Source organism: Kitasatospora sp. YST-16, from assembly GCF_026802215.1.
Lineage (GTDB): Bacteria > Actinomycetota > Actinomycetes > Streptomycetales > Streptomycetaceae > Kitasatospora > Kitasatospora cineracea.
This window is the reverse complement of the sequence record NZ_CP113837.1, coordinates 1,946,526-1,960,547: the sequence shown is the minus strand read 5'-3', so window position 1 is coordinate 1,960,547 and position 14,022 is coordinate 1,946,526. Positions and strand designations below refer to the sequence as shown.

The 14,022-nt window shown below is 76.7% G+C and carries 12 protein-coding genes; 3 read left to right on the top strand and 9 right to left on the bottom strand.

All coding sequences use genetic code 11. The features are described from left to right. Nucleotides 1–98 precede the first annotated feature (98 nt). The 4 genes from OU787_RS08885 to OU787_RS08870 all read right to left on the bottom strand — a co-directional run bounded on the left by OU787_RS08885 (nt 99) and on the right by OU787_RS08870 (nt 4,335). Complete coding sequence (locus tag OU787_RS08885) at nt 99–1,250, bottom strand: energy-coupling factor transporter transmembrane component T (RefSeq protein WP_268659018.1); 1,152 nt, start codon at nt 1,248–1,250, stop codon at nt 99–101. A 2-nt stretch (nt 1,251–1,252) separates the two neighbouring features. Next, on the bottom strand, nt 1,253–1,984 hold the full coding sequence (locus tag OU787_RS08880) for an SCO2322 family protein (RefSeq protein ID WP_268659017.1): 732 nt from the start codon (nt 1,982–1,984) through the stop codon (nt 1,253–1,255). Next, nucleotides 1,981–3,417, bottom strand: a complete 1,437-nt coding sequence (locus OU787_RS08875; protein WP_268659016.1) for a prenyltransferase/squalene oxidase repeat-containing protein — start codon at nt 3,415–3,417, stop codon at nt 1,981–1,983. The genes OU787_RS08880 and OU787_RS08875 overlap by 4 nt, the downstream gene beginning before the upstream one ends. Before the next feature lie 243 nt (nt 3,418–3,660). Next, nucleotides 3,661–4,335, bottom strand: a complete 675-nt coding sequence (locus OU787_RS08870; protein WP_268659015.1) for a TetR family transcriptional regulator — start codon at nt 4,333–4,335, stop codon at nt 3,661–3,663. 221 nt (nt 4,336–4,556) lie between these two features. On the opposite strand from OU787_RS08870, the gene OU787_RS08865 reads away from it, so the two are divergent. From OU787_RS08865 to OU787_RS08855, 3 genes are read left to right on the top strand one after another with little or no spacing between them, the layout of a single operon-like run. After that, on the top strand, nt 4,557–5,876 hold the full coding sequence (locus OU787_RS08865) for a glycosyltransferase family 4 protein (RefSeq protein ID WP_268659014.1): 1,320 nt from the start codon (nt 4,557–4,559) through the stop codon (nt 5,874–5,876). Between the two features lie 50 nt (nt 5,877–5,926). Beyond that, complete coding sequence (locus OU787_RS08860; RefSeq protein ID WP_268661837.1) at nt 5,927–6,721, top strand: class I SAM-dependent methyltransferase; 795 nt, start codon at nt 5,927–5,929, stop codon at nt 6,719–6,721. Then, a complete protein-coding gene (locus OU787_RS08855) occupies nt 6,718–7,797 on the top strand; it encodes a prenyltransferase (protein WP_268659013.1) in 1,080 nt (359 codons plus the stop codon). The genes OU787_RS08860 and OU787_RS08855 overlap by 4 nt, the downstream gene beginning before the upstream one ends. Nucleotides 7,798–7,980: 183 nt before the next feature. On the opposite strand, the gene OU787_RS08850 is transcribed toward OU787_RS08855, so the two are convergent. From OU787_RS08850 to OU787_RS08830, 5 genes are all read right to left on the bottom strand, one after another. Further along, nucleotides 7,981–8,916, bottom strand: a complete 936-nt coding sequence (locus OU787_RS08850) for a hypothetical protein (RefSeq protein ID WP_327059366.1) — start codon at nt 8,914–8,916, stop codon at nt 7,981–7,983. Nucleotides 8,917–9,175: 259 nt separating this feature from the next. Continuing rightward, entirely contained in the window at nt 9,176–10,210 is a 1,035-nt protein-coding gene (locus OU787_RS08845) for an N-acetylmuramoyl-L-alanine amidase (protein WP_268659011.1), read from the bottom strand. Nucleotides 10,211–10,217: 7 nt separating this feature from the next. Next, complete coding sequence (locus OU787_RS08840; RefSeq protein ID WP_268659010.1) at nt 10,218–11,534, bottom strand: hypothetical protein; 1,317 nt, start codon at nt 11,532–11,534, stop codon at nt 10,218–10,220. Nucleotides 11,535–11,804: 270 nt separating this feature from the next. Continuing rightward, entirely contained in the window at nt 11,805–12,395 is a 591-nt protein-coding gene (locus tag OU787_RS08835; RefSeq protein ID WP_268661836.1) for a class I SAM-dependent methyltransferase, read from the bottom strand. Between the two features lie 223 nt (nt 12,396–12,618). After that, nucleotides 12,619–14,016, bottom strand: a complete 1,398-nt coding sequence (locus OU787_RS08830) for a M48 family metallopeptidase (protein WP_268659009.1) — start codon at nt 14,014–14,016, stop codon at nt 12,619–12,621. Between the last annotated feature and the right edge of the window lie 6 nt (nt 14,017–14,022).

Below are 14,022 nucleotides of genomic sequence, written 5' to 3'. Positions count from 1 at the left end.
GGTGCTCCGGGACGGCTCGGGGACGACGACGGGACGGAAGCGGGCGCGGGCGGGACGGACGGGGGTGCGGGCGGGAGTGCCGGTGCGGGCGCGGGCGGTCACCGGGTGCTCCGGGGCGGCTCGGGGGTGACGAAGGCGGGCAGCAGGCCGACCAGCGCGGCCAGCGCGGGCAGCAGCGGCAGGGCGGGCGCGGTCGGCGGGACGACGCTCGGCGCCAGGGCCAGCGGCCAGCGGCCCGCGTACCAGACCAGGGCGGCCGCGACCAGCGCCCCCGAGGCGGCCGTCAGCCACTCCGGGAGCGCCCACGGGTCGGGCCGGTAGCGGGTCCGGACGGAGCGCCGGCCGCCCAGCGCGAGGCCGGTGCCAGCCGCGGCCGCGCCCGCCAGCAGCACCGGCAGCGCCCACGGGTGACGGCCCGCGGCGAGCAGCCCGTACGTCGCCGCGCACACCGCCAGCAGCCCCGCCAGGGTCGCCGCCCCGGCGGCGCGCACCACCTGGCGCGGCACCTCGGCGGTCCGGCCGAAACCGCGGGTGTCCATCGCCGCCGCCAGCGCCACCGAACGCTCCAACGCGCCCTCCAGCACCGGCAGTCCGACCGACAGCACCGCCCGCACGCCCCGGTCGGAGCGCCCGCGCAGCCGGCGCGCCGCGCGCAGCCGCCGGACGTCCGCGACCAGGTTCGGCGCGAAGGTCATCGCCACCACCGCCGCCACGCCCGCCTCGTACAGCGCACCCGGCAGCGAACGCAGCAGCCGGGACGGCGAGGCCAGCGCGTTCGCCGCACCCACGCAGGCCAGCAGGACCGCCAGCCGCAGCCCCTCGTACAGCGCGAACAGCACCCCCTCCAGCGTCACCGCACCACCCAGCCGGACGCCCTGCGCCCAGGCGGGCAGCGGGAGTTGGGGCAGCGTGAACAGGACGTGGGTGCCGCCGACCGGGGAGCCCAGCAGCACCGCGAACACCATCCGGGCGGCCAGCACCAGCATGCCCAGCCGCAGGAACGCCGCGTACGAGCGCGACCAGGGCGCGTCGCTGCGGCGGGCCGCGACCACGTAGCCCGCCACCGCCAGGATCAGCAGCAGGAGCAGCGGGTTGGTGGTCCGGCTGGCCGCCGCGGCCAGGCCCAGCGACCACAGCCACCACGCGCCCGGGTGCAACTGCCGCGGCAGCGCCCGGCTGTGCGCGGCGGCCGGGCGGCCGCCGCCCGCGACGGGGTCGGCGGCCGCCCGGTGCAGACGGTGGACGGACATGCTCAGCGGGTGCGGCGGCGACGGGCCTGCCAGACCGCGCCCGCGCCCAGCAGAACCACCGCACCGGCCCCGGCGAGCAGGCCGAGGGACGGGCCGCCGTCCGAACCGCCGTCCTTGGCGCCGGAGTTCGAGCCCGCCGCGACCTGGTCGCCGCAGCCCGCGTGCGGGTAGCCCGCGATCGCGCACAGCAGCGCGCCGGAGTCGTAGCGCAGCGGCGCGGCGACCGCGGCCAGCACCTCGGCGGAGTTCGCGGCCGTCGGCACCGAGGCGCACGAGGTGCGGGCGGCGGGCGGCTGCTCGCCGCCGGGGGCGTCCTGCGCGGTGCCGAAGTCCAGCACCACGGCGACCCGCTTGTGGCCGCCGCTGGGGGCGGTGCCCTGGCAGATCGCCGCGAAGTCGGCGGCCGGGCCGGGCCGGGGCGCGTCCTGCCCGCCGTCCGGGCTCAGCACGAACCGCCAGCCGTCCACCGCCCCGTCCGCCGGCACGTTCCCGGCCGGCCCGACCTGCTGGTACGCCCAGCCGTCGGCGCCGCCCTTCCAGAACGACCAGTAGCGGTAGTCGGCGGCGGAGGAGGCTGCGGCGGCGGGGCCGAGGAGCGTTGCGCACGCGGCGAGGAGGGTGAGGAGGAGGACGGTGGGACGGGTGCGGAGGGCTCGGAGGAGGGCGGTGGGGTGGGCGTACGGGGTGTGGAGGGCGGCAGCCGCTCCGGTGCGGGTGGCCCGGCCGCCGGTCATCGGTCCTGCTCCGGGCGGTCGTCCGCGTCGGTGTCGGAGGTGCCGGTTCCGGCCTCGGCGCCGGTCTCGGGGGCGGGTGCGGCGTTCTTGTGGCGGCGGTTGAGGCTGAGCAGCAGGCCGGCGCCGACGCCGACCAGGAGGCCGACGCCGATCAGCCAGCCGGCCGAGAAGCCGCTGTTCTCGTCGGGTTCGGTGATCGCGGAGCCGGGGGCGCGGGTGGCCTGCGGGTCGCCGCCGGCGGGGCCGGTCTTCGGCTTGGGGCCGGAGTCGGCGAGCAGTTGGACCAGGTTGGCGCCGCCGAAGTTGTACGGGTCGAGCTTGGCGGCGCGGGCGGTCAGCACCAGGGTGGCGGTGGCGGCCGGGTCGGTGCCGTTCTTGCCCTGGGCGGCCCACGGGTAGGCGTTGCCGGCCAGCCAGTCGGCGGCTTCGGCGGCCTCGGCGGGGTGGCCGGCGGCGACCAGGCCGAGGACCGTCCAGGCGGTGGAGTTGTAGTCGGGGGTGGCGGTGTCCGAGCCGGGGGTCTTGGCGAGCAGGCGCTGGCCGTCGGCGGCGAGGCGGCCGGTCAGCCAGGCGGCGTCGGCCTCGGCGGAGTCGGCGTGCGCGAGCGGCCCGGGGGTCTGGGCGCCGTCGCAGGCCGGGGCCTTGGGCGGGCCGTCCTTGCGGTCGGTGGCGGTGACCGGGAGGTGGCCGCCGGCGGCGGCGAGCAGGGATTGCGCGGAGGCGATGGTGTCGGCGGCGGCCGGGACGCCCGCGGCGGGCTGGTAGCGGAAGGCGCCGCGCTGGTCGGCGGGGGCCGAGCAGTCGAGCTGGAAGGTGGCCAGGCCGTCCCAGCCGGTGTGGCCGCCGACGGCGACGCCGGCCGGGTCGAGGCCGACCGCGAGCAGGCCGTTCAGCACCACGGCGGTGGAGTTGGCGTCGCCGGGCGCGCCCGGGTTGTACGCCCAGCTGCCGTCCGGGTTCTGGTGCGCGCGCAGCCAGTCGGTGGCGCGGGTGACGGGCTGCTGGTGGCCGCCGAGCGCGGTGAGGGCCTGAACGGCCAGCGAGGTGGCGTTGGTGTCCTCGGTGGCGGGGGTGCACGGGGTGCCGGCGGCCCGGTAGGACGGCCAGCCGCCGTCCTCGCACTGCTGGTCGAGCAGCCACTGCACGGCGGCGTCGGCGGGTTCGACCTTCTCCTGCTGGAGGGCTATCAGCGCCAGCGACTGCCGCCACACCCCGTCGTACTGCGGGTCGCCCTTGCCGTACAGCCCGGCGGGCACGCCCGAGGAGGTGGACGGCGAGCCGGAGGGGGTGCCGGAGCCGGACGCCGCAGTACCGGAAGGGGCGGCGGAGGAGGCCGCGGGCGTGGCGGTGTCGGCGAGCGCGGGTGCGGCGGCGGTACCGGCGAGCAGGGCGCCGGTCAGCGCGGCGGCGCCCAGGCGGGCAGCGGTCAACATGTGGGGGAAGCCTTTCGGTGAGCGGTCGCAGCGGGCCGGGACCTGCCCCGGTTCCGCCCGTAGACCCACGACGGAGGAGGGCCGCTCGCCTCCGGCCGGGCAGTCCGACTGCGCCGCGCCCCGGTGGCGGGGGCGGCTCACGGTTGCGGGTCAGTGCCGGAATCGCACCGGCTTCCCCCGGCCTCGGAGGCGGATGAAGTTGTCGGCGGCCGGCCGGTGGGGCCGGGCCGCGCCCCCAAGACTCTAGCCCTCGGCCGGGGCCGCACCGGCGGCAGGTGGTGGAACGGGTTGCAGTTCTGCCGGGGCGGGAGGGGCCGCGGGGGCGGGCCCGGCCAGGGTCAGCAGCCGGGCGGCGGTGTGCAGGTCGGCCCGGACCTCGGCCAGCGAGGCCCGGCCGGACAGCCACACCAGCAGGGTGGCGTGCCAGGTGTGGCCGACCACCCGCAGCGCCGCCTGCTGGTCGGCGGTGGGCGGGCCGGGCAGCCGGGCGGCGGCCAGCACGATCGCGCCGGTGGCCTGGGCGACCTCGTCCACCTCGCTGCCGACCGAGCGGTCCGCGAAGGACAGCGCCCGCACCATGGCCTCGGCCAGCCGGGGTTCGCGCTGCAGCGCGTGGAAGGCGGCGGTCAGCGCCTCGGCGACCCGGGAGGCCGGGTCCGGCCCGGTCGGCGGACGGCGGCGGACCTGCTCGCGCAGGCGTTCCAGCTGTTCGCGCATCACCGCGACCAACAGGTGCACCTTGGACGGGAAGTAGCGGTACAGGGTGCCGAGCGCGACCTGCGCGCCCTCGGCGACCTCGCGCATCTGCACCGCCTCGTAGCCGCCCCGGGCGGCCAGCGCGGTGGCGACGCGCAGGATGCCCCGGCGGCGCTCGGCCTGGCGCGGCGTCAGCGGCCCGTCGGCGGCGGTGGCGGTCACGGGCACTCCAGGGGCGGGGTCGCGGGGGCGGGATCGCGGCGTGGTGCGAATCACCCGCCGGGGCTCCTGACGACAAGCTACGGGCCGGTAATCTTCGAGGTCCCTCGTTGTTCACTTTCTCCAACGACGAGCCCGCACCGCTGTGAAACGTGATCTACTTTACCGGTCGGCGGCCTTCTCCGTCGCCGGTCCCGGTGAGTAGCGAGGAATGGGGACTGGGGATGACCGCTGTGTCGCACCCGCCGCTGCGGATCGCCCTGCTGTCCTACCGCGGCGACCCGTTCTGCGGCGGCCAGGGCGTGTACGTGCGCCACCTGTCGCGCGAACTGGCCCGGCTCGGCCACCACGTCGACGTGGTCGGCGCCCAGCCGTACCCGGTGCTCGACGAGGTCGAGGGCCCCGGCAGCGTCCGGCTGGTCGAACTGCCCAGCCTCGACCTGTACCGCGCCGACGACCCGTTCCGCACCCCCGCGGCCGGCGAGTTCCGCGGCCCGGTGGACCTGCTGGAGTACGCGGTGATGCGCACCGGCGGCTTCCCCGAGCCGCTGACCTTCTCGCTGCGGGCCCGCGCCTTCCTGGCCCGGCACAAGGGCCGCTACGACGTCGTGCACGACAACCAGACCCTCGGCTACGGCCTGCTCGGCCTGGCCCGGCACGGCTTCCCGCTGGTCACCACCGTGCACCACCCGGTCACCGTGGACCGGCAGTTGGAGCTCGCCGCGGCCCGCACCCGGCTGGAGCGGCTCGGCAAGCGCCGCTGGTACGCCTTCACCCGGATGCAGCGCCGGGTCGCCGCCCGGCTGCCGCACGTCATCACCGTCTCGGAGAGCTCGAAGGCCGAGATCGCCGAGCAGCTCGGCGCCGCGCCCGGCGCCGTCTCGGTCGTCCCGATCGGCGCCGACACCCGGCTGTGGTCGCCGTCCGACGCGGTCGCCCGCGTCCCCGGCCGGATCGTCACCACCTCCAGCGCCGACGTCCCGCTCAAGGGCCTGGTGCACCTGGTCGAGGCGCTCGCCAAGGTCCGCACCGAACGCGACGCGCACCTGGTGGTGGTCGGCAAGCCGCAGAAGGAGGACGGGCCGGTCACCGAGGCGGTCCGCCGCTTCGGGCTGGAGGAGCACATCGAGTTCCGCACCGGCCTGAGCGACGCCGCACTCGTCGACCTGTACCGCTCCGCCGAGGCCGCCTGCGTCCCCTCGCTGTACGAGGGCTTCTCGCTGCCCGCCGCCGAGGCGATGGCCACCGCCACCCCTCTGGTCGCCACCACCGGCGGCGCCATCCCCGAGGTGGCCGGACCGGACGGCGAGACCTGCCTCGCGGTGCCGCCCGGCGACGCGGGCGCGCTGGCCGCCGCGCTCGGCCGGCTGCTGGACGACCCCGCGCTGCGCGAACGGCTCGGCGCGGCCGGGCGCGAGCGGGTGCTGGCCCGGTTCACCTGGGCCCGGGCCGCCGAACTCACCGTCGAGCGCTACCGGGCCGCGATCGCCACCGGTGCCGGCGCCCCCGCCCGTTCCGGCCCCGGCTGGCGCTACGTCGGCTGACGGTCCGTCAACCCCCTGGTACCACCCCCTTCGTGAATGGGAGCCCCGCAGTGCTGACCGTCGACTTCTCCCGCTTCCCGCTCGCCCCCGGCGACCGGGTGCTCGACCTGGGCTGCGGCGGCGGCCGGCACGCGTTCGAGTGCTACCGGCGCGGCGCCGACGTGGTCGCCCTGGACCGGAACGCCGAGGAGATCGCCGAGGTCCGCAAGTGGTTCGCCGCCATGGAGGAGGCCGGCGAGGCCCCCGCCGGGGCCAGCGCCACCGCCATGGAGGGCGACGCGCTGAACCTGCCGTTCGACGACGACACCTTCGACAAGATCATCATCTCCGAGGTGATGGAGCACATCCCCGACGACAAGGGCGTCCTCGCCGAGATGGTCCGGGTCCTCAAGCCCGGCGGCCTGCTCGCCGTCACCGTGCCCCGCTACCTGCCCGAGAAGATCTGCTGGGCGCTGTCCGACGAGTACCACGAGGTCGAGGGCGGCCACATCCGGATCTACAAGGGCGACGAACTCGTCGGCAAGGTCCGCGAGGCCGGCCTCACCCCGTACGGCAGCCACCACGCGCACGCCCTGCACTCCCCGTACTGGTGGATCAAGTGCGCGGTCGGCGTGAACAACGACAAGGCGCTGCCGGTGCGCGCCTACCACCAGCTGCTGGTCTGGGACATCGTCGGCACCCCCGTCGTCTCCACCCTCACCAAGGCCGCCGAGAAGGCCCTCAACCCGCTGCTCGGCAAGTCCTTCGTGGTCTACGCCAGCAAGCCCCGCGAGGCCGACGAACCCCGCAAGGCAGGCGAGCCCCGCAAGGCCGGCGAGCCGCACGGGCCCGGGAGCAGCGCGTGACCGCCGCCGTCCCCGCCGCCCTGCTGCTGGACGGCGTCCTCGACGCCGTCCAGGCCGCCGACACCGTGCGCTCGATCCTCGCGCACCAGCAGCCCGACGGCGCGATCCCCTGGTTCCACGGCGGCCACCTCGACCCCTGGGACCACACCGAGGCCGCCATGGCCCTCGACACCGCCGGCGAGCACGCCGCCGCCGAAGCCGCCTACCAGTGGCTCACCGACCGGCAGAACCCCGACGGCTCCTGGTACGCCGCCTACGCCTACGGACAGCCCGGCACCGCCGACGGCACCGCCACCGACCTCGCCCGCGAGACCAACTTCTGCGCGTACGTCGCCGTCGGCGCCTGGCACCACCACCTGTCCACCGGCGACGACCGCTTCCTGGAACGGATCTGGCCCACCGTCAGCCGCGCCCTCGACCACACCGTCCGGCTCAGCCTCCCCGGCGGCGCCATCGCCTGGCGCCAGGACGAGGACGGCACCGCCGCCACCGAGGCGCTGCTCACCGGCTCCTGCTCGATCCTGCACGCCCTGCGCTGCGGACTCGCCGTCGCGGACCACCTCGACCGGCCGCAACCCGACTGGGAACTCGCCGCCGGCCTCCTCCAGCACGCCATCGCCCGCCACCCCGAGCGGTTCCTCGACAAGGACCGCTACTCCATGGACTGGTACTACCCCGTCCTCGGCACCGCCCTGCGCGGCGAGGACGCCGCCCGCCGGCTCGCCGCCGACTGGGACCGCTTCGTCGTCCCCGGCCTCGGCGTGCGCTGCGTCAGCGACCGCCCCTGGGTCACCGGCGGCGAGAGCGCCGAACTCGCCCTCGCCCTGTGGGCCGCCGGACAGTCCGACCGGGCCGTCGAGATCCTCCGCTGGATCCAGCACCTGCGGCACGAGGACGGCTCCTACTGGACCGGCTACGTCTACGAGGACCGCGCCGTCTGGCCCGAGGAACGCACCACCTGGACCGCCGGCGCCCTGCTGCTCGCCGTCGCCGCCCTCGGCGGCGACCACGCCACCGTCAGCGTCTTCGGCGGCGAGCACCTGCCACCGGGGCTGACGGTCAACGACTGCTGCTAGGCGTTCCGGCTGCGGGCCGGGGCGCACGACACGGGGCGCACGACACGGGGCGCGCAACGCGAAGGTCCGCTCGGGGAGGGGAGTTCCCCCGCCGGGCGGACCTTTCGTGCGGATGCCTTCCGCTGCGCGCAGTTCCCCGCGCCCCCGGAAGCACGCTGCGCGTGCCCCCGGGGTGGGCGGGTGTCAGCCGCGCTGGATGCCGTTGGTGTCGCTCAGGACGCCGTGGGTGCCGTCCGGGAGCTGGGCGACCAGGGCGGTGCCGCGCTGGTCGACGGCCAGGTACCAGGTGCCGGGGACGAGCTCGCCGACCGGCGGGGCGGCCGGGTTGTCCTTGTGGCCGAGCTGGCGGACCGCCGGGACGGCGAACCAGAACGGGGCGAACGGGGCGGCGGCCTGCGCCGGGACCTGGTCCTGGATCGCGGGCTGCACCGCGGTCGGCGCCGGGGCCGCCTGCGCGGCGGCCGGAGCCGGGGCGGCCTGCTGCTGGACGGGCTGCGGGTAGCCGTAGCCGCCCTGCGCCTGCTGCTGCGGGGCCTGCTGGCCGAACGGGGCGGCCGCGCCCTGCTGCTCGGGCTGCTGCTGCTGGCCGGGGAACGGCTGCTGCTGCTGGCCGCCCGGGTACCCGTACGCGCCGGGCGCGCCCGGCTGCTGCTGGGCGCCGTACGGCGGGAACTGCTGCGGAGCACCGGCGCCCGGGCCGGCCGGACCGGCCAGCGGGGCCTGCAGCGCGGGCACCAGCGGACCGGCGATCACGGCGGCGGCCATCACCAGCAGCGAGACCAGGGCCAGCCAGGCGCCGACCCCGATGCCGAGGCTGATGGTGCTCACGCCCGTGTCGGTGTTGCCACCCAGGGCCCACAGCGAGCCCCAGAGGGCGATCACGACGGCGGCGGTGCCCCACTGGTCCAGCCGCAGGCCGATGATCTCCTTGTTGCCCAGCGTCGCCTTCTGGAAGCGGAACAGCAGGATCAGCACGGCCCCGATGATGCCCAGCAGGAAGACCGACGGGAGCACCGGGAAGAAGCCCGACTCCCAGGCGTTGGCCGAGGCGCTGCTGCCGCGGCAGAACGAACCGCAGTCCAGGCTCCGGTAGGGCAGGAAGGACGAAATCAGGAGCAATACGGCCGCACCGGCGACGGCGGCGTCTCCCCTGGTGAGAGCGCGCAGATTCACTGACGTTCCCCTCATTGGTGTAGTCGTGGTCGGCGGGCGGTTGACCGGGCCCCCGTGGTACCGGGTCGGTACGACGGGGCAAAAGCCTAGAGCCAACGTGACGCCGCGTGCACGGCGCCCTCGGGATCCGCACCGAATCGGTACCGGAGGAGAGCGCCGGAGAGCAGGGTGGTGCAGGGGTGGGACGGTGGGCGGGCGCGGTGGCTCACCCGGTGAGATAGCTGGTCAGGGCGTCGGCGAGGGACTGCGCGGCGAGCTGGCGCCACTGCGGGTCGGACATCCGCCCGGCGTCGCCCGAGTTGCGCATGTTGCCGCACTCGATGAAGACCTTCGGTACCTTCGAGAGGTTGAGTCCGCCGAGGTCGGTGCGGGTGTCCAGGCCCTCCTTGCCGATGTAGCTCGCGTACGGCTCGCCGGTGCCCGCCTTGAAGGCGTCGCGCAGCAGCACGCCCAGCCGGTGCGACGGGTCGACGATCGGGGCGGTGTCGGCCGCTCCGTCGACCACCCGGCCCGGCACGATCACGTGGAAGCCGGAGCCGGAGGACGGCGCGCCGTCCCCGTGCACCGACACCGCCGCGTCGGCCTTCGCGTCGTTGCCGATCCCGGCGCGCTCGTCGATGCACGGGCCCCAGGGGCGGTCGCCGTCCTGGGTGAGCACCACCTTCGCGCCCCGGTCCTGGAGGATCCGCCGGGCCCGGTGCACCACGTCCAGGGTGAACTCGGCCTCCGGGTAGCCGGCGTCGGTCTCGGTGCCGGTGGTGTCGCACTCCTTGCGGCTGTTGCCGATGTCCACCTTGCGGTTGATCTCGGTGGCGTGCTTCGCGTTGCCCGGGTTGTGCCCCGGGTCGAGCAGCACCGTCCGGCCGTCCAGCGGCCGCGGCGCGCCCTCCGCCGGGGCGGCCGGGGCCCCGGCGGCGGACGCGGGCGGGGCCGCCGCCGCGGACTGCGCGGGCGCCCCGGTGTCCGGCGCGGCCGGGGACCCGGCCGCCTGGTCGGCGTCCACCCGGTCGCCCTCCGCGTAGCGCGGCGCGTGCGTGGCGGAGGCGTGCCCGGAGACGTCCCGGGAACTGTTGGCCACCGCCTGCCACCCCAGCCAGCCGATCAGGCAGACCGGCAGCACCACCGCCGCCGCCTTCGCGGCCGGCCGCCAGCGCGCGGCCGGGCCGGCCGGGCCGCGGTCCGGGGCGTACGGCTCCCGGTGGTCGGGTTCGTCGTGGTGCGGGGCGGTACGGCCAGTCACGTGTTCCTCAGATCCTGTCCCCCGTACGGGGCGTCAGCCCGTACGCCTGGGCGATCGGTTTCCACTTCGCGGCGAAGTCCTGCTTGGCCTGGGTGGCCTTCGGGTTGAGGTCGTTGGCGCGGCCCAGGTCCGCGGTGCTGGGGACCTGGTTGTTGGTGCAGCCCTTGTCGGAGACGGTGCGCGCCCAGGCCGCGTAGGCCCGGTCGATGTCCGCCGAGGTCTGCCAGGCGGTCTTCAGCGCGGCCACCGCGGCGTCGCCGCCCGGCAGGCTGTCGGTCTTCAGCGCGGCCAGCTCGGCCAGCAGCGAGTCGCGCTGCGCGGCGCCCGTGTCGAACACCTTCGCGGCGCTGTCCACCTCCGCCTTCGCCGGGCAGCTGCGCACCTTCGCCACCGCGTTGCCGATCGGGGCCTTCGCGTTCTCGCCCTCGCTCAGCAGCGCGTCCAGCGCCTGCGCCTGGGCCTGCGCCTGCGGGCCCGCCGACGGCGAGCCGGAGGCCGACGCCGACGGGGAGGCGGACCTGGACGGGGCCGCGGAGGCCGCGGGCGAACCGTCCTGGCTGCCGCCGCCCGACCCCACGCTGTTCGAACCCGGCTGCACGGCGGTCGGGTTGGCGTCCTTCGCCGCCGGGGCGTCGGTCGAACCGCTGTTCTGCACCGCCCACACCACGGCCCCGCCGATCACCAGCACCAGCACCGCGGCGGCACCGATCAGCAGCGGGGTGCGGCGGCGGCGCGGATCGTCCTGGTAGTCGAACTGCGGCTCCTGGTAGCCGCCGAACTGCGGCTGCGGCTGCGGCTGCGGCTGCCCGCCGAACGTCTGGTTCCCGCCGTACGAGGGCCCGCCGTAGGACGGGCCGCCGGCGGGCGGCGGCGGGGTGAACTGCTGCGGGGGACCGCCGAAGGGCTGCCCGCCGAAGCTCTGGTTCCCACCGAAGGAGGGGCCGCCGGCCGGGGGCGGGGCGAAGCCCTGCTGCGGCGGGAACTGCTGCTGCTGGTACGGGGGTTGGGGCTGCCCGCCGAAGGTCTGCGGCGGCGGGGCGAACTGCTGCTGCGGCGCGGGCGCCTGCGGCTGGGCCTGCTGGGCCTGGGGGGCTTGCTGCTGCTGCGGCGGTGGTTCGGCCTGCGGCGGCTGCTGGGCGGCGGGCGGGGGACGGGCGCGGCCGGGATCGGCGGCAGCGGGATCGCGGTGGTGGGCGGGCCCGCCGCGGCCGGGTCGTCCGCCACCGGGCGGCGGACCCAGCCGCCCGCACCGTTGTTCGCGGTCGGGTCCCAGACCGCCCTCGCGGTGCCGCCCTGTTCCGTCATGCCCTGTCCTCGCCCCCACTGAACCGGTCCCGCACCGGTGGCCGGTGCCGTGCTCCGAACGGGCCGCTCCCCGAACGGATCGTTCGTCGTCTGCCGCCGATACCGTACCGGCCGCCGGTGGGGCCGGTCACGGCGGATCGGCAACGCGTCGTGGTGGGGACGACGCCCCAGCAGCGGTGATCGTTCCCGTCCCGGGCCGGAAATCCGCCGCCGGGACGAGGTGGGGACAAGGCCGGGACGAGGTCGGGACGGAGCCGGGGCACGGCGGGGGACGGCCCCGGCGGACGGGTCAGCCGGTCGTCGCGGCCGGGCGGCGCAGCACCCGCAGCGAACCCGTCACCGACAGCTCCTCGAAGCCCTCCGCGAGCGCCCGCAGGTACACCCGGTAGGGGGCCTGGCCGCCGTCCGCCGGGTCGGGGAACACGTCGTGCACCACCAGCAGGCCGTCCGCGGCCAGGTGCGGCACCCAGCCCTCGTAGTCGCCGGTGGCGTGCTCGTCGGTGTGCCCGCCGTCCACGAACACCAGGGACAGCGGGCCCCGCCACACCGCCGCGACCTGCGGCGACCGGCCGACCAGCGCGATCACGTGCTGCTCCAGGCCGGCCGCGTGCAGGGTGCGGCGGAAGCGCGGCAGGGTGTCCATCAGGCCGACCTCCGGGTCGACCAGCGACGGGTCGTGGTACTCCCAGCCCGGCTGCTGCTCCTCCGAGCCGCGGTGGTGGTCGACGGTCAGCGCGACCGTCCCGGTCCGGCGGGCGGCGTCCGCCAGCAGGATCGCCGAACGCCCGCAGTAGGTGCCGATCTCCAGCAGCGGCAGCCCGGTGCGCCCGGCCGCGTCGAGCGCCGCCGCGTACAGCGCCAGGCCCTCGTCCTCCGGCATGAAGCCGGTGGCGGCCCGGAACGCGGCCAGCACCTGCGCGTCCGGAGCCTGCGCGTCCGGCGTCTGCACGTCCGAAGCCCGGGCGTCCGGCGCCTGCCCGGACGGGCCCTGCGCGTCCGGCGCCTGGGCGGACGGGGCGGCGGGGGTGGGGTCGGTCATCGGGCGCTCCTGCCGGGCCGGGGGGTGACTGACTCAGGACCCTACTGGATGGTAGGAACCGGTCTCAGAGCAGCTCGGCGGCGATCCGCACCCGGCTCCCCGCGAGCTCCGCCTCGATCACCCCGGCCCGACCGGCGTCCAGCACCACCGGCGGCCGGTCCGCCGGGGGAGCGGCGTCCAGCATCCGCAGCCGCAGGTAGGTCGGCGGGTGCGAGGAGTCGCTCGCCGACACCTCCCGCTCGGACACCCGGACCCGGCGCTCCTCCTCGCTCGCCGGCACCGACCCGGCGGCCTCCGCCAGCGCCTCCCACAGACCGGGCGCCGACACCCCCGGCCGGGGCCGGGGCAGCGCCCGCTGCCGGACCAGCACCGTCTCCAGGGTCGGCGCGTGGAACACCGCCCGCAGCATGCCCTGGGCGTCCCGGGCGGAGGTCAGCCGGGCCGCCATCCGGTCGGCCCGGTACTCGGCGGCCTGCCCGTCCCGCAGGTGCAGGCGGTACATCAGCCCGGTGACCGCCCGCACCCCCAGGTTGACCACGCCCAGCACCAGGTTGGCGGCCGACGAGGCCACGGCCGTCAGCGGGTTGTTGTAGTCCTCGTTGTCGCGCGAGGGCCGGGTCAGCCGCTCCCACTCGGCCAGCGCGTTCACCGCGGCCCCCGTCCACAGGCCGCGCCGGCTGTCCCGGTTCACACCGTGCCCGAGCTCGTGCCCGAGCAGCGCCACCCGCTGCTGCCGGCCGAGCACCGTCCACAGCGGCAGCCCGATCTCCAACTGCCGGTGGCGGCGCAGCCCGTAGGACCCGAACGAGGCGTTGAACTGCCGCGTCACCACGATCGAGTGCACCGGCTGCGCGCCCAGCTCCGCCGTCACCGCGTCGACCAGCCCGTACAGCTCCGGCGCGGCCTTGCGCGACAGCACCCCCTCGCGCTGCGGCCGCCCCAGCCGGGGGCGCAGCAGGAACGCCAGCACCAGCGCGAACGCACCCAGCGCCCGGGCCGGCCAGCTCGGCGCCGGCCACCCGGCGAGCAGCGCCGCACCCGCCAGCAGCACCGCCAGCGACACCAGGTGCACCGCCCCCGCGAGCAGGAACGCCGCCACCGCCGAGCCGTGCCGCAGCTTCGAACCGTCCGCCGCGACCAGCCGGAACACCTGCTCGGTGCGCTCCCGGACCGCCTGCCGCTCCCGCTCGGTGCGCCGCGCCGCCCGCTCGGCCCGCCGCCGGGCCCGGCCCGGCAGGCCCGCCGTCGACGGCTCCGGCGGCAGCAGGTTCCACTCGCAGGACGCGCACCAGAGCGGGAACCGCCCCGGCGGCGGCAGCGGCGCCCCGCAGTCGGGGCACCTCCCGGCGCCGGGGGAGACGGCTTCCTGCGCGGGGACGGCTTCCTGCGCGGGGACGGCTTCCTGCGCGGGGACAGCGGCTTGCGCCCCGGCGGCCGGGGTGGGGGGTTCGGTGAGCGACACGGCGGC

Bases quoted from the DNA above. Each gene is read 5' to 3' on its own strand.
- OU787_RS08880 (WP_268659017.1), bottom strand. From the start codon at position 1,984: ATGACCGGCGGCCGGGCCACCCGCACCGGAGCGGCTGCCGCCCTCCAC.
- OU787_RS08875 (WP_268659016.1), bottom strand. From the start codon at position 3,417: ATGTTGACCGCTGCCCGCCTGGGCGCCGCCGCGCTGACCGGCGCCCTG.
- OU787_RS08885 (WP_268659018.1), bottom strand. From the start codon at position 1,250: ATGTCCGTCCACCGTCTGCACCGGGCGGCCGCCGACCCCGTCGCGGGC.
- OU787_RS08835 (WP_268661836.1), bottom strand. From the start codon at position 12,395: ATGCCGGAGGACGAGGGCCTGGCGCTGTACGCGGCGGCGCTCGACGCG.
- OU787_RS08865 (WP_268659014.1), top strand. From the start codon at position 4,557: ATGACCGCTGTGTCGCACCCGCCGCTGCGGATCGCCCTGCTGTCCTAC.